Source organism: Ollibium composti (assembly GCF_004801285.1).
Lineage (GTDB): Bacteria > Pseudomonadota > Alphaproteobacteria > Rhizobiales > Rhizobiaceae > Mesorhizobium > Mesorhizobium composti.
The window spans coordinates 80,059-103,878 of the sequence record NZ_SSNY01000007.1; the positions used below are offsets into that span (position 1 = coordinate 80,059).

Consider the following 23,820-nt stretch of genomic DNA (forward strand, 5'->3'; position numbering starts at 1 on the left):
AGTCGTCAACTCACATGGTTGCGCTCGACCGTGAGGTGCGCGTAGCCGGCATTGCCCAGCATCGCTAGGTCGCCGGTCACCGGGTCTGCCCAGCGCTGGCCGATGATGGCGCCATGCTGGGCGCCATCGATGACATTGTCCGAAATGATGGCCGAACCGGCGCCCTCGACGACGCTGACGACGATGCCCGTACCGGCCTTGCGGATAACGTTGCCGCTGGCGAGGACGTTGCGCAGGAAGGGTCCCCAGCCGAGTTGCAGGCCGGAAAGCGGTGCGTTCTCGACGACGTTTCCGGTGACGGTGGTGTCGGCCTCGACGCTGATGCCGGTGCCGAAGCCGCCGTTTTCGGCAGGGTAGGGGCCGACGGTCGAAAGGTTGCGCACGATGTTGCCCGAACACACCGCCATGCGGCCGCCCTCGTTGAAATTGACGATGGAGATGCCGTTGGCCGCGCCGTCGACGATGTTGTTGCCGATGACTGCGCCCTCGAAGGAAAACTCCGAATAAAGGCCCGTTTCTCCGGACCGCAGGCAGGTGTTGCCGTTGATCTGGATGTTGCTGGCGCTGTTGGCGCGAATGGCGGAGAAGGCGCAATCCGAGACGAGGTTGCCTGAAACGACGACGTTGGCGGCGCGGAAGGCGTTGATGCCGTTGCCGTTCTGCCCGGTACCGCCATTGCGCGCGCCGATGCGCTCGACGCGGTTGCCGGTCACCATCGTCCCGTCTTCTGCCGCCTGCCAGCGATGCACGAGGATGCCGCCATTGGTGCAGTCCGAAATGGTGTTGCCGGAAATGGTCAGCCCGGCCGCCTCGACCGACCAGATGCCGGCATCGGCGGCGCCGGATACGGTCGTCCGCTCTATGCGACCGGCTGCCCGCTCCAATGCCAGCCCGTTCTTGGCGCTGCCGGTGACGCTGCATTTGTCGACAGCAAGGAAAGCGGCACCGCGCAGGTCCAGCAGGCCTTCCGTATAGTCGGCCAGCCATTGATTGGTGCCGTCCAGCACCAGCCCGGTGAGTTCGAGGTGATCGAGCCGCTCGCCGCGCATGAAATGGCCGCCACCGCCATAGACGATGCGCGTGGCGCCCGGCACGCCGGAAAGGCGCACGCGGCCGGGCAGCGAAAGATTGGACACGACATAGGTGCCGGCAGGCAGGAAGATCGGCTGGTCACGCTTGGCCGCATCATGCAGCATGCGCGAGAATGCCTTGCTCTGGTCGTCGGACGTGCCGGGCCGCACGCCCAGATCCGTGGCGCTGATCGAGCCGCGCAAAGACGCGGTTTCGATCGTGCCAAGGCTCTTTGCCGCCGCCCGGGCAAGCGGAAAGCCGGTTGCCGCAAGGCTGGCGCAACCGGCAAGCAGGGCACGTCTGTTCAACATTGGCACAGTTTCCGGCGATTTGTCTTGGCGGCGCAGGAAACGTGCCAGCTTCGGCCTTTCCCGGCATGGCTTGTGGCGGATCGAGGGACGGCCTAAGCTCCTGCCATGAGCAGAGCCTTCACCCGCGAAGAAGACAACGAGGCTATTGCCGACATCGGCGAACGGCCGATCTCCCCGCACCGCAACCTGGTGACGGAGCGCGGGCTGGCGCAGATTGAAGCCGAACTGGAAAGGCTGCGCAAGGAACTCGGCAAGGGCGAGCGGCAGGAAGACCGGGAACGTCTGGCCACGGCCTCGCGTGACCTGCGCTACTGGACGGCTCGTCGAGAAAGTGCCGAACTGTCCGTGCCTGAAGCAGATAGCGACGTGGTGCGTTTCGGCATGGGCGTCACGCTGGAAGGTGAAGACGGCGGCAAGGTGCATTGGAAGATCGTCGGCGAGGACGAGGCCGATCCGGCCAAAGGCTCGATCTCGCACGTTTCGCCGATGGCCCAGGCGCTGTTCGGCAAAGGCACCGGCGACCTCGTCACCGTCAACGGCAAGGAATGGGAAATCGTCAAGCTGACGACGAGGGAGTGAGCTTACAGCTTTATCGGCACAGCGTGGTCCCGGAAGAATGCCGTGGCGCCGGGCTCGTCAATTTCGCCGGCGGCTATTCCCATTGTGAACGTATAAAGCTCGGCGTCGTTCGCCGTTAGCCCATAGCCGTTCAGCAGCAGGAAAGCACCCGCAGCGACAATCGCCGTGCGTTTATTCCCGTCAACGAAGGCGTGGTTGCGCGCAAGTCCGTAGACATAGGCGGCAGCGAGTTCATGAGCGGTAGGCGTGCCGTAAGTCGCCCTATTCTCGGGGCGGGCGAGGGCGGACTCCAAGATATTTGCGTCCCGCAAACCAACTGCGCCCCCGTGTCGACGTAGTTGTTCAGCATGGAAGGCCTCGACAACGGCCCGCGTCAGAAACTCCCAGCTCATTCTGCGAGTTTCTGAAGCGCGACCTTGTATTTGTCCATGACCTCACGTGCGGCCGCCATCTGCCGCTCGAAAGTATTGTCGACCGGCGTCAGAGATAGGCCGTTCTTCGTTTCGGCCACTTCCAACGTATCTCCGGCACGCAGATTCAGGCGCTCGAGGATTTCCTTGGGCAGGATGATTCCTTCGGAATTGCCGATCTTGCGAATGGTCGTATTCATGACACCGATCTCACGTTGTAACGGCAATTATAACGGTAAGCGCCAAATGTTGCGACGATGATTATAACGGCATCATGACCCAGTTAGCAGCCGTTCGATCAGGCGTTCCGCCGCCTCCGGGATCGCCGTGCCGGGCGGGAAGATTTCGACGGCTCCGGCGGCGCGCACGGCGTCGAAATCCTGCGGCGGGATGACGCCGCCGGCGACGATCAAAATATCCTCGCGGCCGAGCTTCTTCAGCGCAGCCTTCAGTTCCGGAATGAGGGTGAGGTGGCCGGCGGCCAGCGAGGAGGCACCGACGACGTGCACGTCGTTCTCGGCCGCCAGCCGGGCGATTTCCTCCGGCGTCTGGAACATGGCACCGACGGTGACGTCGAAACCGAGGTCGGCGAAGGCGGTGGCGATCACCTTCTGACCGCGGTCGTGGCCGTCCTGTCCCATCTTGGCGACGAGGATGCGCGGCTTGCCGCCGGTCTTCTTCTCGAAGGCCGAGAGCTTTTCCTCGAACCGGTCGAAGCTCTTGTTCTCGCCCAGCGCCTTGCGATAGACGCCGGAAATCGTCTGCACGGTGGCGACATGGCGGCCGAAGGCCTTTTCGATCGCCATGGAGATTTCGCCAACTGTCGCCTTGGCGCGCGCTGCGCGGATGGCGAACTCCAGCAGATTCTCGTTGCCTTGCGCCGCGCGGGTCAGGGCGTCCAGCGCGCTTTCGACGGCAGCGACCTCGCGCGTGCCCTTGAGTTGCTGAAGTTTCGACAACTGCCGGGCACGGACTTCGGCGTTGTCGATCTTGAGCACGTCGACCTCGATGTCCGTTTCCGGCTGGAAGGCGTTGACGCCCACCAGCGTCTGCTCGCCGGAATCGATGCGGGCCTGCGTGCGCGCCGCCGCCTCTTCGATGCGCAGTTTCGGAATGCCCTTTTCCAGCGCCGCCGCCATGCCGCCGAGCTTCTCGACTTCCTCGATATGGCGCATGGCAAGCTGCGCAAGGTCGTGCGTCAGCCGCTCGACATAGGCCGAACCGCCCCACGGATCGATGATGCGTGTCGTGCCGGATTCCTTTTGCAGGATAATCTGCGTGTTGCGGGCGATGCGCGCCGAATGGTCTGTAGGGAGCGCCAGCGCTTCGTCGAAGGAATTGGTGTGCAGCGACTGGGTGTGGCCCTGCGTCGCCGCCATCGCTTCGATCATCGTGCGCACGATGTTGTTGTAGGGATCCTGCGCCGTCAGCGACCAGCCGGAGGTCTGGCAATGGGTGCGCAGCGACAGCGAGCGCGGGTCCTTCGGCGCAAAATTCTTCGCCATCAGTTCCGACCACAAAAGGCGCGCGGCCCTCAGCTTGGCGACTTCCATGAAGAAGTTCATGCCGATCGCCCAGAAGAAGGAGAGGCGCGGCGCGAAGCGGTCGATGTCGAGCCCGGCGGCGACGCCGGCCCGGGTGTATTCGATGCCGTCGGCGATGGTGTAGGCAAGCTCGAGGTCGGCCGTCGCTCCCGCTTCCTGCATGTGGTAGCCGGAAATCGAGATCGAATTGAACTTCGGCATGTTGCGCGACGTGTAGGAGAAGATGTCCGACACGATCCGCATCGAAGGCTTCGGCGGATAGATGTAGGTGTTGCGCACCATGAACTCTTTCAGAATGTCGTTCTGAATGGTTCCGGCGAGATCCTTCTGCGCCACGCCCTGTTCTTCGGCAGCCACGATGTAGAGCGCCAGGATCGGCAGGACCGCGCCGTTCATGGTCATGGAAACGGTCATCTGGTCGAGCGGGATGCCGTCGAAAAGCTGGCGCATGTCGAGGATGGAATCGATGGCCACGCCCGCCATGCCGACGTCGCCAGCAACGCGCGGATGATCGCTGTCATAGCCGCGATGGGTGGCGAGGTCGAAGGCGATCGACAGGCCTTTCTGACCGGCGGCCAGGTTGCGCCGATAGAAGGCGTTCGATTCCTCGGCCGTCGAGAAACCGGCATATTGCCGGATCGTCCACGGCTGCTGGACGTACATGGTGGGATAGGGGCCGCGAACAAAGGGCGACAGGCCGGGGTACGTATCGAGGTCCGGCAGGCCCTTGAGGTCGGATTCGCCATAGAGAGGCTTGACCGGAATACCTTCCGGCGTCTGCCATGACGCGCCGGTGGACAGGCTGGTGGCGCGATGCGACGCTTCCCATTTCATATTGCTGAAATCGGGGATCATGGCGTCTCACTCATCTGCTGATCGAGACGCATGGGCACCATGGCCTCGCAGAACACCACGCCGTCGTTCGGGGCGGCATGCTTTTCGGCGCGGAGCGTTTCGACCGGCGATTCGCCATGCAACGGATGCAAGGTGGTGCCGACGATGGGGCGGCCGCCCGCCCGCTGGGCCTCGGCGCGGCTTTCTCGCGCGGCTTTCACCCGCGTCTGGATGTGACCGTCGCGCAGGCTGGCAAGAACGCCGCCCTCGGCGTCAATGCGCTGGAACTCCTCCCATGCGGCTTCGCACAGGCTCTCGGTCAGCGCCTCGATGCCGCCCGAGCCGGCGGCGGGGTCGGCGACGAAGCCGATATGGCTCTCGCGCGCCATGACAAGCTGCGTGTTGCGGGCGACGCGGCGGGCAAAGCCGGCCGGCAGGCCGTGCGCGATCGTATGCGGCAGGATCGAGATCGAATCGGCACCGCCCGTGGCGGCGGCGAAGCAGGCGATCGTGTTGCGCAGGATGTTGGTTTCCGGGTCCTTCGCCGTCGTCATCCGATAGGACGTCTCGGCATGGACCTCGGCTGCGGATGCCGGAATGGAGCAGACCTCCTGGATGCGCGCCCACAGGCGCCGCAACGCCCTGATCTTGGCCATGGACAGGAACTGGTTCTGGTCCACCGACAGGGCGAAACCGATATGCGGCGCGGCATAGACGAGCGCCTGGCGCGCCTCCTCGAACAGCTTGAGGTGAGAGACAGCAGAGGCGAGCATGATGCCCAGTTCCTGCGCTTCAGTCGCCCCCGCGTTGTGGAAGACGCGCCCATCCGCCTCCAGCAGAATGCCGGGGACGCCGAGCGCGAAGAAGTGCGCCAGTGACTGCGGCATCGACGCCTGCAACGCCTCGATCGACATGCGCAGCCGCCCGGTGCCCGCGAAGATCGCCGCCGGATCGATGCCGAAGGAGAGGCTGAGCTTGGAGGGATCGGCGCGCCGCTTCGTCAGCACCGCCACCAGTTCGTCCGCCATGGCGCGGCTGACGGGATGGACGTCGACCCGCAGATGAACCTGATTGAGGGATACTTGGGCGAGTACGCGCTCGAGTGTCTGCGGTGTGCCGGGCAGGCCGTAGCCGAAAGCGTTCGGCGCCCCCTCGAAGACGAGAGACAGGCCGGTGGCGCCCTGCGCGAGGTCCTCGCTCGCCTGCGCGATGGCGCGGTCCACATCAGGGTCGTCGATACGCTGGCTGACGATCCACGGTTGTGCCGGATTGTTACGCAGGCAGGGTGCTGCATCGACCGCCCGGCCATAAAGCGGTTCGACGCGAATGCCGTCGTCGGTGTGGGAAACCAGCCGGTCCTCGAAGGAGGCGCCGGCCAACGCTTTTTCGGCAAGCGCCAGCCAGCGCTGCCGCTCCGTGTTCTGCCCATCTATATCGATCGAGGCCTCGGCGCTCATCCGTTCTTCCTGTCTGCCGGCCGCACCAGCCTGGACGGCACCACTCTACGGTTCCTGTTACCATATCGCAATGCAACCAAGGCACCGAAGGTTGCACCCATGCCTTTGATTTTCACACGAGCGTCAGTATACCCTGCGGCAAATCGCCGGCCTTGAGCGGCGGCACGGCAGAAGGGCCAATAGATGGCGCAAGACACGGGCATTTTCCTGGGCGCGAGCCGCAAGCCGGACGACAGCTACCAGAAGCCCGAGGAACTGCTGCTGCGCTACGGCAACCGGCACGGCCTCGTCACAGGCGCGACCGGCACCGGCAAGACCGTCAGCTTGCAGATAATGGCGGAAGGCTTTTCGAACGCCGGCGTGCCGGTGTTCTGTGCCGACGTAAAGGGCGACCTGTCCGGCATCGCCATGATGGGCACGGCGCAGGATTTCCTTCTCAAGCGCGCCAGCGAAATCAGGCTCGATCCGTACGAATTCCAGGAATTCCCGGTCATTTTCTGGGACCTGTTCGGCGAACAGGGCCATCCCATCCGCGCCACCGTCTCGGAAATGGGACCACTACTGCTGTCGCGGCTGATGAACCTCACCGAGGCGCAGGAAGGCGTCATGAACATCGCCTTCCGCATCGCCGATGAGGAAGGTCTGCTGCTGCTCGACATGAAGGACTTGCAGGCATTGCTGGCCAACATCGCCGGGCGTGCCGACGAGATTGGCGCACGCTACGGCAACGTCACCAAGCAGTCGGTCGGCGCCATCCAGCGCTCGTTGCTGATTCTGGAACAGCAGGGCGGGGCAAATTTCTTCGGCGAGCCGGCGCTGCGCATTTCCGATCTCATGCGCACCACGCGCGACGGCCGTGGTGCCATCAGCGTGCTGGCCGCCGACAAGCTGATGATGAACCCGCGGCTCTACGCCACCTTCCTGCTGTGGCTGATGTCGGAACTGTTCGAGGTGCTGCCTGAGGTTGGTGATCCGGACAAGCCGCGGTTGGTCTTTTTCTTCGACGAGGCGCACCTTCTGTTCGACGATGCGCCGAAGGCGCTGATCGACCGCGTCGAGCAGGTCGTTCGGCTGATTCGCTCGAAGGGCGTCGGCGTCTATTTCGTCACCCAGAATCCGCTCGACGTGCCGGAAACGGTCCTGGCGCAGCTCGGCAACCGGGTGCAGCACGCGCTGCGCGCCTATACGCCGCGCGAGCAGAAGGCGGTGCGCACTGCCGCCGACACCTTCCGGCCCAATCCGGATTTCGATTGCGCCACGGCCATCACCCAGCTCGGCACCGGCGAGGCGCTGGTTTCCACGCTTCAGGAAAAAGGCGTGCCCTCGATGGTGCAACGCACGCTGATCAGGCCGCCGTCCTCGCGGCTCGGGCCGATCACGCCGCAGGAGCGGCAAAAGGTGATCGCCGCCAGTCCCGTGGCCGGGCAATATGACGAGACGATCGACCGCGAATCGGCCTTCGAGATGCTGCAGAAGAAGGCTTCCGAAGCGCAGGCGGCCGAACAGAAGGCGCGGGAGAGCGGCGGCTCGCGCTGGACCTTGCCGGATTTCGACGGTGGCGGTTCCGCGCCGGCTCCGTCCCAGCCTCGCCGCCCTGCGCCACGCCCGTCGAACCGCCAGACCGTCACCGAGGCCGCCATCAAGTCGGTGGTGCGCTCGGTCGGCTCTTCGCTTGGCCGCGCCATCGTACGCGGCATTCTGGGCAGCCTGTCGCGCGGCCGCTAACAGGGCTGAGGCGCCGGCGTATCCGGCGCCGCCATCAGATCAATAGGCGGGGCCGAGCAGTTCGGCGTCCTGCGGCACCCCGGCATCGATGGGGATGGCGCGTCTGGAAGACGTCGCCGCGATCGCCGATTCGGCGTTGGGCGTCACGATCACCGTCGCCTTGCCGGGCACCCGGCCGTAGAGATCGATGATGTCCTGGTTCATCAGCCGCACGCAGCCGGAAGAGACGGACTTGCCGATGGACGTCCATTCGGGCGAGCCGTGCAGACGGTAGAGCGTGTCCTGGCCGTTCTGGAACAGGTAGAGCGCGCGCGCGCCCAGCGGATTTTTCAGCCCGCCCGGCATGCCGCCGTTGTCGGCGCTGTATTTCCTGAGTTCCGGCTGGCGGGCGATCATCTCCTCCGGCGGCGTCCACTTCGGCCATTTCTGCTTCCATTGCACCACGGCATTGCCGGACCATTCGAAGCCGGCGCGTCCAAGTCCGACACCGTAGCGAATCGCCTGGCCGCCCGGCCGCACCAGGTAGAGAAAGTGGCTCGTTGTATCGACCACGATGGTCCCGGGCTTCTGGCCGGTCGGGTCGTCGACGATCTGTCGCAGGAATTGCGGGTCGATCTTCTGGTAGGGAACCGCCGGAATCTGGAACCCTTCGTCCTCGATTGGGCCGTACATGGTCGCATAATCAGGCAGGTCCGGCTCACGCGGCAACTGTGGCTGTGGCGGCGGTTGCGAGCCGACGGTCGTGCATCCCGCCAGCGCTACCGAGGCTGCGCCGAGCGCTGCCGTGCCAAGAAAGCCGCGGCGCGTCATCGCAGGCGGGGCAAAAATCGTCTTGAGCATGGTGGCCTTTCCGAATTCCGGGTCGAAGAGAATATGAGCCGACCCCGCTCCTTCCTCATCACATGAGAGGCGGCGATAAGTCTTGCCGATTTTGGCCAGAAGGTGGGCAAGCCGGCGATCAAAGCCGTTTTGCGCCGCAAAGAGGCCGTGACTGTGGCCGATCCGCAACGCTCGCGCCAAAGTGAGGTGTGCAATGGCCAGGAACCATCGGCAGTCAGCCGAAAGCTTGCGCCGCTTGTCCCAACGATTCCACGGCCTTGCCGGTTGACGCGGACGGCCAAGCGCCTTCCAATGTGCGCCAACGCGAACGGGATGAAGCGATGACCCTGGCAACAGCCGCGCAGACGACGACCTGGACCTATGTGGATGGCGATTGGCACGAAGGGAACGTGGCGATCATCGGGCCGCGTAGCCATGCCATGTGGCTCGGCTCGACCGTTTTCGACGGCGCCCGCTGGTTCGAGGGTGTCGCGCCGGACCTCGACCTTCACGCAAGGCGGGTGAACGCCTCGGCCGTTGCGCTCGGTCTGGCGCCGACCATGTCGCCGGAGGAAATCGTCGGCCTGACTTGGGACGGGCTGAAGAAGTTCGACGGCAAGACGGCGGTCTATATCCGGCCGATGTACTGGGCCGAGCACGGCGGCTATATGGGCGTACCGGCCGACCCGGACTCGACGCGGTTCTGCCTGTGCCTCTATGAAGCGCCGATGATTGCGCCGAGCGGCTTTTCCGTCACGGTCTCGCCCTTCCGCCGGCCCACCATCGAGACGATGCCGACCAATGCCAAGGCCGGCTGCCTCTATCCCAACAACGGCCGCGCCATCATGGAGGCCAAGGGGCGCGGCTTCGACAATGCGCTGGTGCTGGACATGCTGGGCAACGTCGCCGAGACGGGATCGTCCAACATTTTCCTGGTCAAGGACGGCCATGTCCTGACGCCGGCGGCCAACGGCACCTTCCTGTCCGGCATCACCCGCGCCCGCACCATGGCGCTGCTCGGCGATTACGGCTTCCGCGCCATCGAAAAGACGCTCACGGTGCGTGATTTCCTCGAGGCCGATGAAATCTTCTCCACCGGCAATCATTCCAAGGTCGTGCCGATCACCCGCATCGAAAACCGCGACCTGCAGCCCGGCCCCGTCGCCAAGAAGGCGCGCGAGCTTTATTGGGAATGGGCGCATTCGACTTCCGCCGGATGACCGGATAAAACGCAATCGCGCACCGGCCCGGCGTTGTCCCCGGCCGTAGCCGACCTATCTTTCTCCGGTAGACACCGGATTTTTTTGAGGAGTAGCACCATGGCTTTTGAACTGCCCGCCCTTCCGTACGACTACGAGGCTTTGCAGCCGTATATGTCGAAGGAGACGCTGGAGTATCACCACGACAAGCACCACAAGGCCTATGTCGACAACGGCAACAAGCTGGCCGCAGAAGCCGGGATGGGTGACCTGTCGGTGGAGGAGGTCGTCAAGCAGTCGTTCGGCAAGAACGCCGGCCTGTTCAACAACGCCGCCCAGCACTACAACCACATCCACTTCTGGAAGTGGATGAAGAAGGGCGGCGGCGGCAACAAGCTGCCGGGCGCGCTGCAGAAGGCGGTCGATTCCGACCTTGGCGGCTACGACAAGTTCAAGGCCGACTTCATCGCCGCCGGCACCACGCAGTTCGGCTCCGGCTGGGCCTGGCTGTTGGTCAAGGACGGCAAGCTTGCCATCTCCAAGACGCCGAACGGCGAGAACCCGCTGGTTCACGGCGCGAGCCCGATCCTCGGCGTCGACGTATGGGAGCACTCCTATTACATCGACTATCGCAACGCCCGGCCGAAATACCTCGAAGCCTTCGTGGACAATCTCATCAACTGGGATCATGTCCTCGAGCTCTACGAAAAGGCGCGTGGCTGATCGCACAGGAAAGCCCCGGCAAGTCCGGGGCTTTTTCTTTTCAGGCATCGGGAAGACGAAAATTCACGCTCGCGTGAAAGTGGCGGGAATTTCAGGGTACAGTCTTTCGTTGACGTCTGGGGCCGGATACGGTCCTCAACCGTCAACTGTGGAGCCTCCTGAATGAGAAAGCTTGTCATCGCCATCTCCATGCTCGCCTTCACCGGCGCCGCAGCGTCCGCCGATCCCATTGCGGACAGGCAGGCGCTGATGAAGGAACGCGGCAAGCTCGTCGGCACCTTGTCCAAGGTGGTGAAGGGCGAGCAGGCCTTCGACGCAGCCGCCGTCCTCGATGCGTTGAAGGGGTTGGAGGCGAATGCCGAGAAATTCGACACCGAGGCGCTGTTCCCTGTCGGCAGCGAGCAGGGCCGCGACACCACCGCCGCGCCGAAGATCTGGGAAGACAAGGCGGGGTTCAACGCCGCCGAAGACAAGTTCCTCGCAGACGTCAAGGCGGCGGTTGCTGCTCCTCCTGCCGATGTAGACGCCCTCAAGGGGCCGTTCGGCACCATTGCCAAGGATTGCGGCGCCTGCCACCAGACCTATCGCATCAAGAAGGGCTGACCTTCCCTATGGGTCGGGCCGGCAAGCTTCTCGGCGCCGTCGTGATCCTCGGCGCCGCCGCCGCGGTCGCCGGCTGGTTCCTGTCGGCGCCCGTCAGACTGGACGCCGACACGATCGCCAAGCTGGGCGCAGGCGATGCGGCCAAGGGCAAGCGAATCTTCTTCGCCGGTGGTTGCGCCTCCTGCCACGCCGGAGCGAAAGCGGAAGGCGATGCCCGGTTCGAGCTTGCCGGCGGCGTTGAACTGAAAACGGCGTTCGGCACCTTCGTCGCTCCGAATATCTCGCAGGACACGAGGGACGGCATTGGCGCGTGGTCGATGGAGGATTTCGCCAACGCCATGCTGAAGGGCGTTTCGCCCTCCGGCGAGCATCTCTACCCGGCTTTCCCCTATGCGTCCTATGCCCGCATGAAGCCGTCGGACGTGGCCGATCTCTATGCCTTCATGAAGACGCTGCCTGCTGTTTCCGGCAAGGCACCCGGCCATCAACTATCTTTTCCCTTCAACATCCGGCGCGGCATTGGCTTGTGGAAGCTCGCCTACCTCGATGACAGGCCGGTGATCGACCTGCCGGCCGACGCCCCTGAGGCGGTCGTCGCCGGGCGCTACCTTGTGGAAGGACCGGGCCATTGCGGCGAATGCCACACGCCGCGCGAGTTTGCCGGCGGGCCGAAGAAGGCTGAATGGCTGGCCGGCGCTGTCGCCGCCGAGGGTGACGGCATTGCGCCCAACATTACTTCGGGCGAGGGCGGTATCGGCGACTGGTCGGCCGAAGACATCGCATCCTATCTTGAAAACGGGCTGACGCCCGATTTCGATTCGGTCGGGGGCGCGATGGTCGAGGTGCAGCAGAATATGGCCGAACTGCCTGCGGAGGATCGGGCGGCGATCGCCGCCTATCTGAAGGCCATCCCACCGCACCCCAACGGCTATCCGCCGCGCAAGCCGCAAGGCTGAGGAATCAGCCCAACGGCCTGGCCTCCATGCGGCCTGTTACCTTGAGCGCGAAGGCGTAGGTGAAAGCGATTTCCTCCAGCCGCGAGAATCGGCCGGATGCGCCGGCATGGCCCGATTCCATGTTGATCTTGAACAGCACCGGATTGTCGCCCGTCTTGCGCTCGCGCAACCGCGCCACCCATTTCGCGGGCTCCCAATAGGTGACGCGCGGATCGGTCAGGCCGGCGACGGCCAGGATAGGCGGATAGGCAAGTGCGGCCACGTTGTCATAGGGCGAATAGCCGGCGATCAGGCGGTAGTCGGCTTCCGACTGGATCGGATTGCCCCATTCGGGCCATTCCGGCGGCGTCAGCGGCAGCGTGGCGTCCAGCATCGTCGCCAGCACGTCGACGAAGGGAACTTCCGCGACGATGCCGCCGAAGGCCTCCGGCGCCATGTTGGCAATGGCGCCCATGAGCATGCCGCCGGCTGAGCCGCCCTGCGCCACGATCCTGTCGTGCGCCGTATAGCCGGTTCCGACGAGATGCCGGGCGGCGGCGATGAAGTCCGTGAAAGTGTTGGTTTTCCTGGATCGCTTGCCGTCTTCGTACCAGCCATAGCCCTTGTCCTTGCCGCCGCGCACATGCGCGATCGCATAGACGAAGCCGCGGTCGACCAGCGACAGGCAGTTGGTGTTGAAGGCGGCCGGGATGGTGATTCCATAGGCGCCGTAGCCGTAGAGCAGGCAGGGCGCCGAACCGTCGAGCGGCGTATCCTTGTGATAGATCAGCGAAACGGGAACCAGTTCACCGTCCTCGGCCGGCGTCATCAGCCGGCGCGTGACGTAGCGATCCGGGTCGTGCCCGGAGGGCACCTCTTGCGTCTTGAGCAGGGTGCGCTCGCGCGTGCGCATATCGTAGTCGAAGACCTGCGCCGGCGTCGTCATCGACGAATAGGTGAAGCGCATCACCTCGGTGTCGTATTCGTAGGACCCCGACAGGCCGAGCGAATAGGCTTCCTCGTCGAAGGCGATCATGTGCTCGGCGCCGCTCGCCCTCTCTCGCACCACGATGCGCGGCAGGCCGTCCTTGCGCTCCAGCCGCACAAGATGGTCCTTGAAGCCGATGACGGACAGGATCAGCCGGCCCGGCTCGTGCGCCACCAGTTCGCGCCAGTTGGCGCGCGCAGGATCATCGACCGGCGCCGTCATGATCTTGAAATCCTCAGCGCCATCGGCGTTGGTCAGGATGAAGAAGACGTCGCCGCCGTCCTCAAGGTCGTATTGCAGGCCGGTTTCGCGCCCTGCCACCAGCTTCGGCTCGGCGAGCGGATCATCCGAGCGCAGCAGCCTGTATTCCGACGTCTCGTGATCGTTGATGGCGATCAGGATCCAGCGGTTGTCGCGCGTGCCGCCGACATTCATGAAGAAGCCGGGGTCCGCTTCCTCATAGACAAGGTGATCGTCCTGCCCGGCGCTGCCCAGCCTGTGGAACAGCAGTTTCGACGGGCGGTGGTTGGCATCGAGCCGCGCATAGAAGAACCCGTCATTGTCCTTCGCCCAGACGCCGGAGCCGCCGCTGTCGGCGACGCTGTCCGCCAGGTCCTGTCCGCTCGCCAGATCGCGCACGCGAAGCGTGAAGAATTCCGAGCCCTTGTCGTCATACGCCCAAAGCAGCCTGGCATGGTCCGACGAATGGTCGATGCCGCCGAGGCGGAAATAGGGCTTGCCGGCCGCTTCCACGTCCCCGTCGAGAAGGATGTGCTCGGTGCCGCCGTCACGGGGCGTGCGGAAATAACGCGGCTGCTCGCCGCCGAGCTTGAAGGAAGAGCCATAGGCGTAAGGCCCGTCCTTCATCGGCACGGACGAATCGTCTTCCTTGATGCGCCCCTTCATTTCGGAAAACAGCACTTTCTGAAGATCTGCCGTATCGGCCATCATGGCGGATTGATAGGCATTCTCGGCTTCCAGATGGGCGCGGATTTCCGGATCGAGCCGGGAAGGGTCGCGAAATACGTCCTGCCAGTTGTCCGCGCGCATCCAGGCATAGTCGTCCGTTTGGGTGATACCATGGTGCGTCTGCGAAACCGGACGCTTCTGTGCCTGCGGGGCGGCTGCTTGCGGAAAGACGGACTTGCGGGACATGGCAATTCGCTGTGCTGGTTCGGTTGAGCATCGAATGAACACGCCTCGGCGCCTTGTTCAAGGCCCGGCGTCGAAGCACAGGGCGAGTGCGACGGATTTCCAGGCATTGCCGGCTGGCGGGATCGGAGGCGGTTGTATTTGGTGACCTGCGCTCTATCACGCTGGTTGAATAAGCCGCCAAGTCGAGACGCGGCGTTATATTAGGGAGCCAAGAACGAATACGCTTGGAAATATTGGCTATACGACCCTGTCTATAATTCTCTAGATCAATTGACTTGTCAGATCATCCGGTTCATGAAAGGGCCGTACTGTGGGTCGTAAGGCCTTTATCCTGCGACATGAAAATAGCCCGACGATGGACGAACGGGCAGAAAAACACACTCACGTTGGGACCCTATAGAGATGGATATCGCCGAAACACCTCCTCGAAACAGCGACATGCTGATCGAATTGACCGCCGACGTCGTGGCGGCCTATGTCAGCAACAATCCCGTTCCGGCGGCAGAATTGCCGAACCTGATCGCCGATGTTCATGCCGCTCTGGGGCGCGTCGGCACCAGCAGCGAGCCGCCGGTGGCCGATAAGCAGAAGCCGGCCGTCAATCCGAAGCGGTCGGTGCATGACGACTATATCGTCTGTCTCGAGGACGGGAAGAAGTTCAAGTCGCTCAAGCGGCACCTGATGACTCATTACGATATGACGCCGGACCAGTATCGCGAGAAGTGGGGCCTGGACCCGAGCTATCCGATGGTGGCGCCCAACTACGCGGCGGCCCGCTCGCAACTGGCCAAGAAGATGGGCCTGGGACGCAAGCGCAAAGGCAGATAGCCACGCGGTTCCGCCTGCCCGCTTGTCGGGCCTTGTTATCGATCACGGCGCCTTCGGGCGCCGTTTTCGTTTGCCTGTCCATCTTCTGATCGCGCCATCCGCCCTGTTTCGGCACGAGGCGCTCCTGGCCGGGCGCCCGCACAGCCGATCGAGAACCTGCTTCAGGGCTATGTGCCGGTTGAGGTCGTAACCCCAGTGCCGACGCATCCCTTTCAGCCGTTCGCGCTCGATCAGGCGCTCGATGTGACGGATCAGCCTGGTTCGGCTTTCAGGCGATGCTGCGAAAGTATCGGCGATGTCGATGCCGCACAGCAGGCTGAGCGCCACCCGTTGTCGTGCCTGATCCTCTTCTTCGGTTTTCGTCCTGCCGAAGGCTTTCGCCTCCTCTTCCAGTCGTCCCATGCCCGCCATCCCGTTCAGCCAGGCGTCAACTATCGGAGCGGTAGTGGAAGCGGGGATATCGGCGATGCCGGAATTCCGTGGGAAGAAATAAAGCTTATTTGTAACAAAGGCTTAGAGCGCACCGCGCCGAATAAATGTTCTCTCTATGTTCACATGAAGGCTGTCAGGAAATATAAAGGAACTTATTCCTAATGGAGGAAGTTCCGTGCATTCGACGCCTTCGATCCTTCGTCAAGAGCCGCCGGTTGAAAGGCTTCCCGACCGTGCTGCCCCCGATGGGTTCCATCCGACGTCCAAGCGGCGGGATGAAGTGGCGATCGAGATGTGCGAATGCCTGATCGACATCGCCGCGGCCTTCTTTTCCGTATCCAGCAAGGAACTGCGCAGCGCCGGCCGCAATTCCATGACCGCATCGCGCGTCCGCCAGATTGCCATGTATGTCGCCCATGTGGTGCTCAGGCTGACGCAGGCCGAGGTCGGCCGGGGCTTCGGTCGTGACCGCACCACGGTCGCGCACGCCTGCCAGGTGATCGAGGACATGCGCGACGACCTGGAATTCGACCGCGTCGTGCTGACGCTGGAACGGATCGCGCACGCGGCTTTCCGCAGCCGGCTGGATATCTGAGCCTCGGGACCTTCAATCATGCAGCATGCAACTTCCACGCCGGACGCGGGCCGGCGCGTCTTGCGCTTTCTGTCACCCGGGCCGGCATCGATGCGGCCGGCGGCGAGCGGGACGAAACTGTTGCTCGAGGCCGGCGAACGCGGCGCCATCGCCGTGGCCGGCGATCTCATCGATCTTCTGGCGTCTCGCGGCGTCGTTGTGCGGGCTTCGCACACCGTCGGCCTGTCGGATGAAGGCCATGCCCTTGCCAAGCGGTTGCTGGCCATGCGCTCCGCAGAGCGGCAGCGCGATATCGGCGTCGTGGTTCTTCAAGGAGAGCCGGATGCGCCGGCTGTTCTGGCAAACCTGTCGGAATCGCCGCTGGGCCAGCTCGCCCGACGCCGTGCCAAGGACGGCACGCCGTTCCTGACACCGGAGGAGTACCGGGCCGGCGAGCGGTTGCGTGTCGACTATACGCGCGGCCGGATCATGCAGAGACTGGGTGCCAACTGGATCGCCAGCGTCTCTTCGGGTAAGCGCGGCGGTGCAGGCGGCATGGCCGACCTGACGGACGCGGCCCTTGCCGCGCGGCAGCGGGTTGAGAAGGCCATAGCCGCGGTCGGACCCGAACTGTCAGGCGTGCTGATCGACGTCTGCTGCTTCCTGAAAGGGCTGGAACTGGTCGAAAGCGAACGTGGCTGGCCGGTCCGCTCTGCCAAGATCGTCCTCAAGACCGCGCTCGCCGCGCTCGGGCGCCACTATTGTCCGCCGAAGCAAACGAGCCGGCCGCAGACCTTGCACTGGGGAACGCCAGACTACCGGCCGACGATAGACTGACGGCGGTTCGTGCTCAGGCAGTCTGCCGGAGTGCTGCTTCCGCGTCGCGCCGGATGCGCTTGACCATGGAGCGCAGGCCGTTGGCGCGCTGCGGTGAAAGATGTTCGTCGAGCCCGAGCGCCTTCAACGTCGCTTCGGCGTCGGTTGACAGGATCTCGCTGGCTTTTCGCCCGGAAAACAGCGCCAGCATGATGGCGACGAGACCGCGCACGATATGGGCGTCGGAATCGCCCTGGAACGTCAGCGGTGGATTGTCGCCGGAGCCGGTCTCCGTCGTCAGCCAGACCTGGCTGACGCAGCCCGGTACCTTGTTGGCCGGTGTACGCTCGGCCTCGGGGAAGGACGGCAGCGCCTCGCCGAGTTCGATCACATAGCGATAGCGGTCCTCCCAGGCATCGAGCAGGGAGAAATCGTCGTGGATCGTCTGGATCGTAATGGCCATTGCCCGGATATAGTGAGGCGGCTGCGCCGCGTCACGGAAAAAGAAAACGCCGCAGGCGCCGAGAGGGGAGGCGGCCTGCGACGGCGCTGCCCTGAAGCCAGGGCCCGCAGCGGAAATTGTCAGTTCTTTGCCGGTACGCTGCCGGTGACGGTTTTCGCGTCCAGCGTAGCTGCCTGTTGGGCGGTGTCGTCGTCCAGCATCTCGGCTGCGATCCGCGCCGTTTCCATGGCGCGGACGGTGATCGTGTGCATGGCGGACTTGCCTGTCGCGCAGACGTCGGGCTTGCGCTCGCAGATTGCCGCGATGTCGCCGACGGCGTCGCGGGCGGCGACCAGCGCCTGCAGCGGCCCGACGCTCGGCTGCCCGGCTTCATCCGAGCCCGTGCCCAGCGGCAGCGCCAGAAGCACCAGTGAAAACCAGAATGCGGCCCTGATCAGAAAACCCATGTGACTGCCCTCTCGTTGTGACGGGACGCACGGCTATCGGTGCGGCCTCCTGATTGGTCCCCATGATGACATGGACACACGAAAAGGCGTTTGACCGGCGCGCGACAATTTTCTTCAAATTTTATCGAACCGGGAAACCCCGCCTTTACCCCTTTCTCGCCGATCCTTGCTCAAGGACATTTATTTACTTAAAAGTAACCATATAAGATACTGATTATATTGATAAAATTATAGATCGCACAGTCGCGCTTGCGCATTGTCGTGGTGGCAGCGGGCAAAGGGGCGGCTAACCTGCCATTTACTATGGCGGCAATCGGTCGGGCTTTTGCCGATCGCCGTGCCGATATTTGCCGGGATGGCCGGGCTCGGTGGTCCGGCCTTATCGTTTCTTTAAAGGCTGGATGCGAGTTTCGGATTAACCAAAAGCGATCTGCAAAGCAGACAGATGCGAGTGCGTTGCGTTGAGTTCCTTGCCGACCCGAATCGTTGACTTGTGCAACGCGATGGCCGCGGGTTGCGAGCGGCTCGTTCATCCTTGCGTCGCGGGCGAGCCGCAGCGCCGTACCCAACGGCGCTTCATCGGCGTGACGATGGCCGCGCCTTTTCTTGCAGCGGGCGCGGCAGTCACATTGAGCGCCGCACGCCTCGGCGCCGACATGGCGCTCCTTGCCATCTTCGCCACGTTCGGCACCTGCTGGTTTGTTGCCCTGCTGGTTTCGTCCAGCGGGAGCCTGGCGCTGCCGTCGAAGTTGGCCGCGGGCGCGGCGAGCATCGGCCTGGCCTGCCTGATTGCCCTTGCCGGCGGTCTGGCTTCGCCGGTCGCCCTCTTGGCTCTGGCGCTGCCGATAGAAGCGGCCTGGGTGTTCGGCACGCGCCGCGCAGTGATTGGCGCGGCCGTGGCCGCCGCAATCGCTATTGTGTTGCAATTCGCTCTCGCGCCGCTCCTGCCGTTGGCTGCGGCTTCTCCCGCTGCATGGCATTGGCTGATCCCGATTGCCTGGGGGCTGTCGCTGGTTCCGCGCATGGCGCATTTCGACCTTGGCCGTGACGCCGGACATCCTGCCGAAACGTCGCTGGAGGACGTCATCGACGCGGTGGTCCTGCGCTTTGCGCGTACGGGTGAGGTTCTGGAGGCATCGACCAAGGCAGAGCCGTTGCTGGGATTGTCGCCGGACCTGCTGGCGGGGAACGGCCTGTTCGACAGGGTGCATATCGCCGACCGGGTGGCCTATCTCAGTGCGCTGGCGGACCTGCGCGAGGGCGCGGACCTGCGCAGGCTGGAACTGCGCCTTCGCATGCCGCGCGCTGCAACGGACGGGCACGGCGACCAGTATCGGCCCTTCGCGCTGGACCTTATGCGAGCCGGAGATTCGGACACGTTCGTTGCCCTTTTGCGCGCCAATGGTGAGCTTGCAGGGCTCCGTGACGAGCTGGCCGCCGCCCGGGAGGCTGCCGCCGGCGCCGATGTGGCGAAGGGCCGCTTCCTCGCCGCCGTCAGCCACGAACTGCGCACGCCGCTCAACGCCATCCTCGGTTTTTCCGACATGCTGCTGCATGAGATGTTCGGACCCTTCAAGGACGAGCGCCAGAAGGAATATGTCGGGCTGGTGCGCGAATCGGGCCAGCATCTCCTCGATGTGGTGACCTCCATCCTCGACGTGTCGCGCATCGAGGCCGGCACCTATCGGGTCCAGCCGGAGCCGTTCCGCTTCGCCGATGCCGTGGAGATGTGCCAGTCGATGATGCGCCATCAGGCAGGCTCCAAGGACATCGCGTTGGATGCCAATCTTGCGGCGGACCTGGGCGAGATCAACGCCGACCGCCGCGCCGTCCAGCAGATCCTCATCAACCTCGTTTCCAACGCGGTGAAGTTCACGCCCGCCGGCGGCAGCGTCACCGTCGATGCCCGGCGCGTCGGCTCGCGCCTGCATTTTGCGGTCAGCGATACCGGCATCGGCATCGCCGAGCACGATCTTGCCAGCCTCGGCAAGCCGTTCATGCAGATACAGAACGACTATACGCGCCGCTTCGAGGGCACCGGTCTCGGCCTGTCGCTGGTGAAGGGTCTTGTCGCGTTGCACGAGGGCACGATGTCGATCGAGAGCGCGCCGGGGGAGGGCACCAAGGTTTCGATCAGCCTGCCGCTGGATGGGCCGAAGCAGGCAGCCGACGAGCCTGTCGTCCTGCCGATGCCGGCAAGGACGGAAAAGAGGGACGATTCTCATGGCACGCTCCGCAAGACCGCCTAAGCGGGCTCCCCGCAGGCGGCGCAGCGCCTTCGGCAGCAGTGCCGTCGCGTTGGGTAGCCTTGTGGCGGCCAATCCCGTTCTGGTGGGCGGCTCGACCGCCTTCCTGGTGACGCTGTTCTACGTCTCGGCCAACGCCCTTTGGTATCAGCCGTTTCCGCATACGGGCGCCTTCTTCGCCACCCGTAGCATCGGCAGTTTTCCGAGCATGGTGCCGGACGAGCCGGAGACGACGATCAACATCGTGCGGCCGGCCCCGTCGCCGGTTGCCGCTTCCGCGCCCAAGAGCGATCCGGTGGTCGAGCAGGTCCAGGGCATATTGAAGACCCTCGGTTTCTATGGCGGGACGGTCGACGGGCTCCAGGGGCCGAACACGCAAAAGGCGATCGATGCCTATCGCCAGAAAGTCGGGCTCGCCAGCGGCGGGATCGACGATGCACTCCTGGAACAGCTCGGCGCGGCGCCCACCACGGCTTCCGTGCCGCATCCGACGCCGCGCGATCCGGCAGCTTCCGCGCCGCCCGCGCCGGCAGCAACGACTGCGCCCGCACCCCAGGGCGACGCGCGCATCATCAAGATACAGGCGGGGCTCAAGGCCTTCGGCAACGACGGCATCAAGCTGGACGGCATGGTCGGCGCCCAGACGAAAGCCGCCATCAAGGAATTCCAGGCGCTGTTCGGTTTGCCCGAGACGGGGGAGCCCGACGAGGTCGTCTACAACAAGATGCGCGAGATCGGCCTGACCAACTGACGGCGCCTTTCCACTCGCAGGCTGCATGCGATGCGGCTATGAAAAGCCGCGAAGCCGGAGTCTCATTATGCGGGTTACCACCGATCTTTGGGTATCGGCGCTGATACGCCGGGTTTTCGGCGGCGGCGGCTTTGCCGCCGTTATGAGCAAGGGTGCGCCCGAAGCGGGTGCGGTTTTCGTTCTGACCAGGGACAGACTGGGCACGGTGCAACTATTCGGCCCCGCACCGCAAACCAGTTACGACCAGGCCCGTCCCGACGAGCGCTTGTTCGTTCGTCTCGGCGACGGTGAGGACCAGGACGCGCTCCAGGCGCGGCTGGAGCGGGAGCGGAAATTCGATTCCGACATCTGGGTTGTTGAGATCGAGGCCGGGTCCGTGCCGGTGGAGCAGTTGCTGAACGTCAGCCTGCCTTGAACCTTGCGGCAGGCCGCTCTGGCGCCGCAGGCGTATCGGAGTTGGCTCTCGCGCGCCTCGCTTCGATGATCGCCTGCGAGGCGGCCTCCGCCTTCCATTCGCGCACCTGCTCCGCTGCGGCTTCGCGGTGCAGCAGCCGGTAACGGTCGAGGAACAGCCGGATCGCCTGCGGATGCGGGAAATGTGAGGGGAAGATCGCCACGGCGATCAGGAAGGCTCTGTCTTCGCCGATGTCCAGCGCCCGCAGTGCCGTCAGCAAGGCGGAATAGTCCGCCACCGACATGCGCGCCCTCACCATGGCGAAGTCGATATCGAGCGCGTCCGCCAGCGCGGTCTGGAAGAACACGGCATTGCCGGTCAGCGCCGTTTCGCGCAGCTTGGCGTAGGTGCCTGATCTGGCCGAAGGATTGAGCGAACCCTCGGCGGCCGCTTTGTCGGCCAGCATGATCGAGCGCAGTCTTTGCCTCGTCTCCTCAGCCGCTTGTCCGCGAGGCTTTTGATCGACTTTCGCCGGCACGGCAGTCTCGGCTTCCGGCGCTTCTGCGGGAGGTGAAGCGGCTTTCACCAGCGTCGGCCTTTCCAGCGCATGGATAAGATCGGCAATGGTCGGATTGAGGTCCCTGCGCCGCGCGATGGCGCGCGCATGCGGCAGGCCGTGACGGCCGATGAGGGCGATCAGGTCGATATCGGTCAGCGCCAGCGAGCGGATCAGCAACGGGGCGGCGACGTCGACGGGCGCGTCGCACAACCGGCGTACGAGTGCGGCGGGCGGATAGGCACATTCGCACAGTGCTGCGGCGGCGAAGCGGAGACCCTCGCTGGACACGCCGTCGAAAAGCGGGAGCGTCAGGTCCTCGATCTGCGCGATCTCGCGCCGCGAGGGTCGGGGCAGGCAGCAGAAGGCGGAGATCGCCGCACGGAACAGACGCTCGGCCTTTCCTGCTTCTGTCCGCGCCGCAATGTGACGGAAATCCGAAGAAGACACGAGATACGCCTTACGCCAGTCCACACTGTCCGTCGCATCGGCCTTCGACCACTTCGCGCGACGGAACATCGGTCAAATTAGCGGCGATCCGTTAGCGTTCCGTTAACCCTCTGGTGGCCTTATCAAGAGATGGAGGCGTTGCGTTGTGCTCCGGGGCAACCGAGAGGAATACGCGAACCATGGGCAGGATACTGTCTTTCACGCCGCGAACGGCGGCGACGAACCGGCCGCCGCTGACCGTTACGACGCCGGCAGCCGTCATCATCTTCCCCGGCGTGCGCTACGAGCCGCAATCGGGCGGTGGGCCGTCCGATCCGGCGAGGCCGCCGCTGAACAAGCCCGCGCCGCGGCACTGAACCGTCGAAGCGGTCAGTCCTCAAGGGTTTCGGGATCGCAGGTGGCGCCGTTGAGGAAGCGGTCGACGGTCGGCTTCCAGCTCGCGTCCGGCACGAAGGCGCGGACGACGACGATGCCTTCGCCGATGGGCGACTCGACGAAGATGGAGCCGGCATAGTCTTCCGGCAGTTGCTTGCGCACCTCGATCATCTGTGCGGGCGTCAGCACGACGGTATCCAGCTTGCCGCCGGTCGCGCTGTGGTCGTTGAAGCTGTAGATGTTGTGGCCGTTGCGGTCGTAGATCGAAACGGACCAGAAGGGCACCTGGCCCGGCGCGGTCACCTGCACCATGCCGTCGTTGAGGTCGAACCTGCAGGCGGCGGCGAAGAACAGCGGGTCCACGGACTTGACGACGGGCGGCCCGCCGGCCTCGGCGTCGAAGCGCGTCATGCGGTAGAGGTCGGATGCCATGGCGAGCCGCGACCACGCGTCCCGTTCGGAAAAATCAGGCACCAGAAGCAGTACGGCGATATGAACGATGCCGGCGCCGAACAGGCCGAGCAGGACGGCGTAGATGACCTTACGCATCGCATCGGCCCTTCACGATGCCAGGCAGCGTCACGTCGGACAGTCCGGTGCTGTTGGCGATCGGCGTGTCGTAGAAGGTCAGCACGAAATAGAGGGTTCCGGCGCCGTTGACGAGGAGCCAGTTGCCGGGAGCGGGGCGGCTGGACACCGAGATGCTGGCGGAATTATCCGTCTGGCGCAGGACCTCGTAGGAATGCAGCGCAGCCGGCCTTGCCTTGCCCGTGGCGATGACGTCCAGCGACTGGTCGGCGGCGTAGAGCGTCCAGAAGCGCGCGGTCGGGAACGCGCCTGCGATGGTGTAGGCGCACTCCCGCCGCAGTTTCCGGCCGGCCGAATCGCTTTCGGCGACGAAGGCGAGTCCTTCTGCCCGTCCGAGTGCCAATACCCCTTCCCTGGCGATGCGCGCCTGCGAATACGGGTCGGCGTTCGGCGTGCCTATATCGGGGAAGGCCGTCCACGGGCCGATGCGGATGGCGCCGACGCCGCTTTGCGCATGAAGCGCATACCAGACGCTGCCGCCGCCGAGACCGACGGCGATGGCGACCGCCAGAAGCGTCAGGAGTGCGTTCTTCAGCATGGGGAACGGC

Annotated in this window: 26 protein-coding genes; 13 read left to right on the forward strand and 13 right to left on the reverse strand. The window is 64.3% G+C overall.

All coding sequences use genetic code 11. From position 1 onward, the window contains the following. Positions 1-5: 5 nt before the first annotated feature. Positions 6-1,382 (reverse strand): TIGR03808 family TAT-translocated repetitive protein, encoded by a 1,377-nt coding sequence (locus tag E6C48_RS13095; RefSeq protein WP_136357877.1) that lies wholly within the window; start codon positions 1,380-1,382, stop codon positions 6-8. A 105-nt stretch (positions 1,383-1,487) separates the two neighbouring features. Here E6C48_RS13095 and greA point away from each other — a divergent pair, with 105 nt between their 5' ends. Then, entirely contained in the window at positions 1,488-1,961 is a 474-nt protein-coding gene (greA, locus tag E6C48_RS13100; protein ID WP_136357878.1) for a transcription elongation factor GreA, read from the forward strand. 2 nt (positions 1,962-1,963) lie between these two features. Here greA and E6C48_RS13105 read toward each other — a convergent pair whose 3' ends face one another. The 4 genes from E6C48_RS13105 to E6C48_RS13120 all read right to left on the reverse strand — a co-directional run bounded on the left by E6C48_RS13105 (position 1,964) and on the right by E6C48_RS13120 (position 6,206). Further along, on the reverse strand, positions 1,964-2,353 hold the full coding sequence (locus tag E6C48_RS13105) for a type II toxin-antitoxin system death-on-curing family toxin (RefSeq protein WP_136357880.1): 390 nt from the start codon (positions 2,351-2,353) through the stop codon (positions 1,964-1,966). Continuing rightward, the gene (locus E6C48_RS13110) at positions 2,350-2,571 is read right to left on the reverse strand and encodes an AbrB/MazE/SpoVT family DNA-binding domain-containing protein (protein WP_136357882.1); all 222 of its coding nucleotides are present in this window, start codon (positions 2,569-2,571) and stop codon (positions 2,350-2,352) included. Before E6C48_RS13110 ends, E6C48_RS13105 begins: the two co-directional genes overlap by 4 nt. Before the next feature lie 72 nt (positions 2,572-2,643). Then, positions 2,644-4,770, reverse strand: a complete 2,127-nt coding sequence (gene scpA / locus E6C48_RS13115) for a methylmalonyl-CoA mutase (RefSeq protein ID WP_136357884.1) — start codon at positions 4,768-4,770, stop codon at positions 2,644-2,646. Beyond that, positions 4,767-6,206 (reverse strand): methylmalonyl-CoA mutase subunit beta, encoded by a 1,440-nt coding sequence (locus tag E6C48_RS13120; RefSeq protein WP_136357886.1) that lies wholly within the window; start codon positions 6,204-6,206, stop codon positions 4,767-4,769. The genes scpA and E6C48_RS13120 overlap by 4 nt, the downstream gene beginning before the upstream one ends. Before the next feature lie 183 nt (positions 6,207-6,389). Between E6C48_RS13120 and E6C48_RS13125 the strand changes: the two genes are divergently transcribed. Further along, positions 6,390-7,931 (forward strand): helicase HerA-like C-terminal domain-containing protein, encoded by a 1,542-nt coding sequence (locus tag E6C48_RS13125; RefSeq protein ID WP_136357888.1) that lies wholly within the window; start codon positions 6,390-6,392, stop codon positions 7,929-7,931. Positions 7,932-7,970: 39 nt separating this feature from the next. Here E6C48_RS13125 and E6C48_RS13130 read toward each other — a convergent pair whose 3' ends face one another. Next, a complete protein-coding gene (locus E6C48_RS13130) occupies positions 7,971-8,771 on the reverse strand; it encodes a L,D-transpeptidase family protein (protein ID WP_136357890.1) in 801 nt (266 codons plus the stop codon). Positions 8,772-9,091: 320 nt separating this feature from the next. Here E6C48_RS13130 and E6C48_RS13135 point away from each other — a divergent pair, with 320 nt between their 5' ends. The 4 genes from E6C48_RS13135 to E6C48_RS13150 all read left to right on the forward strand — a co-directional run bounded on the left by E6C48_RS13135 (position 9,092) and on the right by E6C48_RS13150 (position 12,231). After that, positions 9,092-9,970 (forward strand): branched-chain amino acid aminotransferase, encoded by an 879-nt coding sequence (locus tag E6C48_RS13135; protein ID WP_136357892.1) that lies wholly within the window; start codon positions 9,092-9,094, stop codon positions 9,968-9,970. Between the two features lie 99 nt (positions 9,971-10,069). Then, positions 10,070-10,672 (forward strand): superoxide dismutase, encoded by a 603-nt coding sequence (locus E6C48_RS13140; RefSeq protein WP_136357894.1) that lies wholly within the window; start codon positions 10,070-10,072, stop codon positions 10,670-10,672. Between the two features lie 162 nt (positions 10,673-10,834). Next, on the forward strand, positions 10,835-11,275 hold the full coding sequence (locus E6C48_RS13145; protein ID WP_136357896.1) for a c-type cytochrome: 441 nt from the start codon (positions 10,835-10,837) through the stop codon (positions 11,273-11,275). An 8-nt stretch (positions 11,276-11,283) separates the two neighbouring features. Next, entirely contained in the window at positions 11,284-12,231 is a 948-nt protein-coding gene (locus tag E6C48_RS13150) for a cytochrome c (protein WP_136357898.1), read from the forward strand. A gap of 4 nt (positions 12,232-12,235) precedes the next feature. Here E6C48_RS13150 and E6C48_RS13155 read toward each other — a convergent pair whose 3' ends face one another. Beyond that, entirely contained in the window at positions 12,236-14,353 is a 2,118-nt protein-coding gene (locus E6C48_RS13155; RefSeq protein WP_136357900.1) for a S9 family peptidase, read from the reverse strand. A gap of 402 nt (positions 14,354-14,755) precedes the next feature. Here E6C48_RS13155 and E6C48_RS13160 point away from each other — a divergent pair, with 402 nt between their 5' ends. Then, a complete protein-coding gene (locus tag E6C48_RS13160) occupies positions 14,756-15,181 on the forward strand; it encodes a MucR family transcriptional regulator (RefSeq protein WP_136357902.1) in 426 nt (141 codons plus the stop codon). A gap of 42 nt (positions 15,182-15,223) precedes the next feature. Here E6C48_RS13160 and E6C48_RS13165 read toward each other — a convergent pair whose 3' ends face one another. After that, complete coding sequence (locus E6C48_RS13165; protein WP_206086501.1) at positions 15,224-15,592, reverse strand: cytoplasmic protein; 369 nt, start codon at positions 15,590-15,592, stop codon at positions 15,224-15,226. 301 nt (positions 15,593-15,893) lie between these two features. Here E6C48_RS13165 and E6C48_RS13170 point away from each other — a divergent pair, with 301 nt between their 5' ends. Continuing rightward, a complete protein-coding gene (locus tag E6C48_RS13170; RefSeq protein WP_230978754.1) occupies positions 15,894-16,208 on the forward strand; it encodes a helix-turn-helix domain-containing protein in 315 nt (104 codons plus the stop codon). A gap of 120 nt (positions 16,209-16,328) precedes the next feature. Beyond that, entirely contained in the window at positions 16,329-17,024 is a 696-nt protein-coding gene (locus tag E6C48_RS13175; protein ID WP_407940987.1) for a DUF6456 domain-containing protein, read from the forward strand. A gap of 13 nt (positions 17,025-17,037) precedes the next feature. Here E6C48_RS13175 and E6C48_RS13180 read toward each other — a convergent pair whose 3' ends face one another. Both E6C48_RS13180 and E6C48_RS13185 read right to left on the reverse strand, forming a co-directional pair. Continuing rightward, entirely contained in the window at positions 17,038-17,466 is a 429-nt protein-coding gene (locus E6C48_RS13180) for a SufE family protein (protein WP_136357906.1), read from the reverse strand. Positions 17,467-17,585: 119 nt separating this feature from the next. Further along, complete coding sequence (locus E6C48_RS13185) at positions 17,586-17,912, reverse strand: DUF5330 domain-containing protein (RefSeq protein WP_136357908.1); 327 nt, start codon at positions 17,910-17,912, stop codon at positions 17,586-17,588. Between the two features lie 503 nt (positions 17,913-18,415). Between E6C48_RS13185 and E6C48_RS13190 the strand changes: the two genes are divergently transcribed. The 3 genes from E6C48_RS13190 (at position 18,416) to E6C48_RS13200 (ending at position 21,324) form a co-directional block, all read left to right on the forward strand. Continuing rightward, the gene (locus tag E6C48_RS13190) at positions 18,416-20,161 is read left to right on the forward strand and encodes a sensor histidine kinase (protein WP_136357910.1); all 1,746 of its coding nucleotides are present in this window, start codon (positions 18,416-18,418) and stop codon (positions 20,159-20,161) included. After that, entirely contained in the window at positions 20,136-20,909 is a 774-nt protein-coding gene (locus E6C48_RS13195; RefSeq protein WP_136357912.1) for a peptidoglycan-binding domain-containing protein, read from the forward strand. Before E6C48_RS13190 ends, E6C48_RS13195 begins: the two co-directional genes overlap by 26 nt. Positions 20,910-20,976: 67 nt before the next feature. Next, entirely contained in the window at positions 20,977-21,324 is a 348-nt protein-coding gene (locus E6C48_RS13200; protein ID WP_136357914.1) for a DUF1491 family protein, read from the forward strand. Here E6C48_RS13200 and E6C48_RS13205 read toward each other — a convergent pair. Then, positions 21,311-22,309: a DUF2336 domain-containing protein gene (locus E6C48_RS13205; protein WP_168734525.1), complete on the reverse strand. Its 999-nt coding sequence runs from the start codon at positions 22,307-22,309 to the stop codon at positions 21,311-21,313. The two genes, E6C48_RS13200 and E6C48_RS13205, sit on opposite strands and share 14 nt — an antisense overlap. A gap of 179 nt (positions 22,310-22,488) precedes the next feature. Here E6C48_RS13205 and E6C48_RS22560 point away from each other — a divergent pair, with 179 nt between their 5' ends. Further along, positions 22,489-22,665 carry a hypothetical protein gene (locus E6C48_RS22560; protein ID WP_168734521.1) on the forward strand — a complete coding sequence of 59 codons (177 nt, stop codon included), beginning with the start codon at positions 22,489-22,491 and terminating at the stop codon, positions 22,663-22,665. 13 nt (positions 22,666-22,678) lie between these two features. Here the strand turns inward: E6C48_RS22560 and E6C48_RS13210 are convergent, their stop codons facing one another. Together E6C48_RS13210 and E6C48_RS13215 are read right to left on the reverse strand one after the other, a co-directional pair. Then, complete coding sequence (locus tag E6C48_RS13210) at positions 22,679-23,233, reverse strand: DUF1254 domain-containing protein (protein WP_136357917.1); 555 nt, start codon at positions 23,231-23,233, stop codon at positions 22,679-22,681. Then, complete coding sequence (locus tag E6C48_RS13215) at positions 23,226-23,810, reverse strand: DUF1214 domain-containing protein (protein WP_136358221.1); 585 nt, start codon at positions 23,808-23,810, stop codon at positions 23,226-23,228. The genes E6C48_RS13210 and E6C48_RS13215 overlap by 8 nt, the downstream gene beginning before the upstream one ends. Positions 23,811-23,820: the final 10 nt, after the last annotated feature.

What these genes read in the sequence shown, in the direction of transcription:
- E6C48_RS13145 (WP_136357896.1), top strand. Translation starts at nt 10,835, where the DNA reads ATGAGAAAGCTTGTCATCGCCATCTCCATGCTCGCCTTCACCGGCGCC.
- E6C48_RS13180 (WP_136357906.1), bottom strand. Translation starts at nt 17,466, where the DNA reads ATGGCCATTACGATCCAGACGATCCACGACGATTTCTCCCTGCTCGAT.
- E6C48_RS13105 (WP_136357880.1), bottom strand. Translation starts at nt 2,353, where the DNA reads ATGAGCTGGGAGTTTCTGACGCGGGCCGTTGTCGAGGCCTTCCATGCT.
- E6C48_RS13140 (WP_136357894.1), top strand. Translation starts at nt 10,070, where the DNA reads ATGGCTTTTGAACTGCCCGCCCTTCCGTACGACTACGAGGCTTTGCAG.
- E6C48_RS13110 (WP_136357882.1), bottom strand. Translation starts at nt 2,571, where the DNA reads ATGAATACGACCATTCGCAAGATCGGCAATTCCGAAGGAATCATCCTG.
- E6C48_RS13135 (WP_136357892.1), top strand. Translation starts at nt 9,092, where the DNA reads ATGACCCTGGCAACAGCCGCGCAGACGACGACCTGGACCTATGTGGAT.
- E6C48_RS13095 (WP_136357877.1), bottom strand. Translation starts at nt 1,382, where the DNA reads ATGTTGAACAGACGTGCCCTGCTTGCCGGTTGCGCCAGCCTTGCGGCA.
- E6C48_RS13190 (WP_136357910.1), top strand. Translation starts at nt 18,416, where the DNA reads ATGGCCGCGGGTTGCGAGCGGCTCGTTCATCCTTGCGTCGCGGGCGAG.
- E6C48_RS13215 (WP_136358221.1), bottom strand. Translation starts at nt 23,810, where the DNA reads ATGCTGAAGAACGCACTCCTGACGCTTCTGGCGGTCGCCATCGCCGTC.
- greA (WP_136357878.1), top strand. Translation starts at nt 1,488, where the DNA reads ATGAGCAGAGCCTTCACCCGCGAAGAAGACAACGAGGCTATTGCCGAC.
- E6C48_RS13210 (WP_136357917.1), bottom strand. Translation starts at nt 23,233, where the DNA reads ATGCGTAAGGTCATCTACGCCGTCCTGCTCGGCCTGTTCGGCGCCGGC.
- E6C48_RS22560 (WP_168734521.1), top strand. Translation starts at nt 22,489, where the DNA reads ATGGGCAGGATACTGTCTTTCACGCCGCGAACGGCGGCGACGAACCGG.
- E6C48_RS13200 (WP_136357914.1), top strand. Translation starts at nt 20,977, where the DNA reads ATGCGGGTTACCACCGATCTTTGGGTATCGGCGCTGATACGCCGGGTT.
- E6C48_RS13125 (WP_136357888.1), top strand. Translation starts at nt 6,390, where the DNA reads ATGGCGCAAGACACGGGCATTTTCCTGGGCGCGAGCCGCAAGCCGGAC.
- E6C48_RS13120 (WP_136357886.1), bottom strand. Translation starts at nt 6,206, where the DNA reads ATGAGCGCCGAGGCCTCGATCGATATAGATGGGCAGAACACGGAGCGG.
- scpA (WP_136357884.1), bottom strand. Translation starts at nt 4,770, where the DNA reads ATGATCCCCGATTTCAGCAATATGAAATGGGAAGCGTCGCATCGCGCC.
- E6C48_RS13155 (WP_136357900.1), bottom strand. Translation starts at nt 14,353, where the DNA reads ATGTCCCGCAAGTCCGTCTTTCCGCAAGCAGCCGCCCCGCAGGCACAG.
- E6C48_RS13150 (WP_136357898.1), top strand. Translation starts at nt 11,284, where the DNA reads ATGGGTCGGGCCGGCAAGCTTCTCGGCGCCGTCGTGATCCTCGGCGCC.
- E6C48_RS13130 (WP_136357890.1), bottom strand. Translation starts at nt 8,771, where the DNA reads ATGCTCAAGACGATTTTTGCCCCGCCTGCGATGACGCGCCGCGGCTTT.
- E6C48_RS13195 (WP_136357912.1), top strand. Translation starts at nt 20,136, where the DNA reads ATGGCACGCTCCGCAAGACCGCCTAAGCGGGCTCCCCGCAGGCGGCGC.
- E6C48_RS13160 (WP_136357902.1), top strand. Translation starts at nt 14,756, where the DNA reads ATGGATATCGCCGAAACACCTCCTCGAAACAGCGACATGCTGATCGAA.
- E6C48_RS13185 (WP_136357908.1), bottom strand. Translation starts at nt 17,912, where the DNA reads ATGGGTTTTCTGATCAGGGCCGCATTCTGGTTTTCACTGGTGCTTCTG.
- E6C48_RS13165 (WP_206086501.1), bottom strand. Translation starts at nt 15,592, where the DNA reads ATGGCGGGCATGGGACGACTGGAAGAGGAGGCGAAAGCCTTCGGCAGG.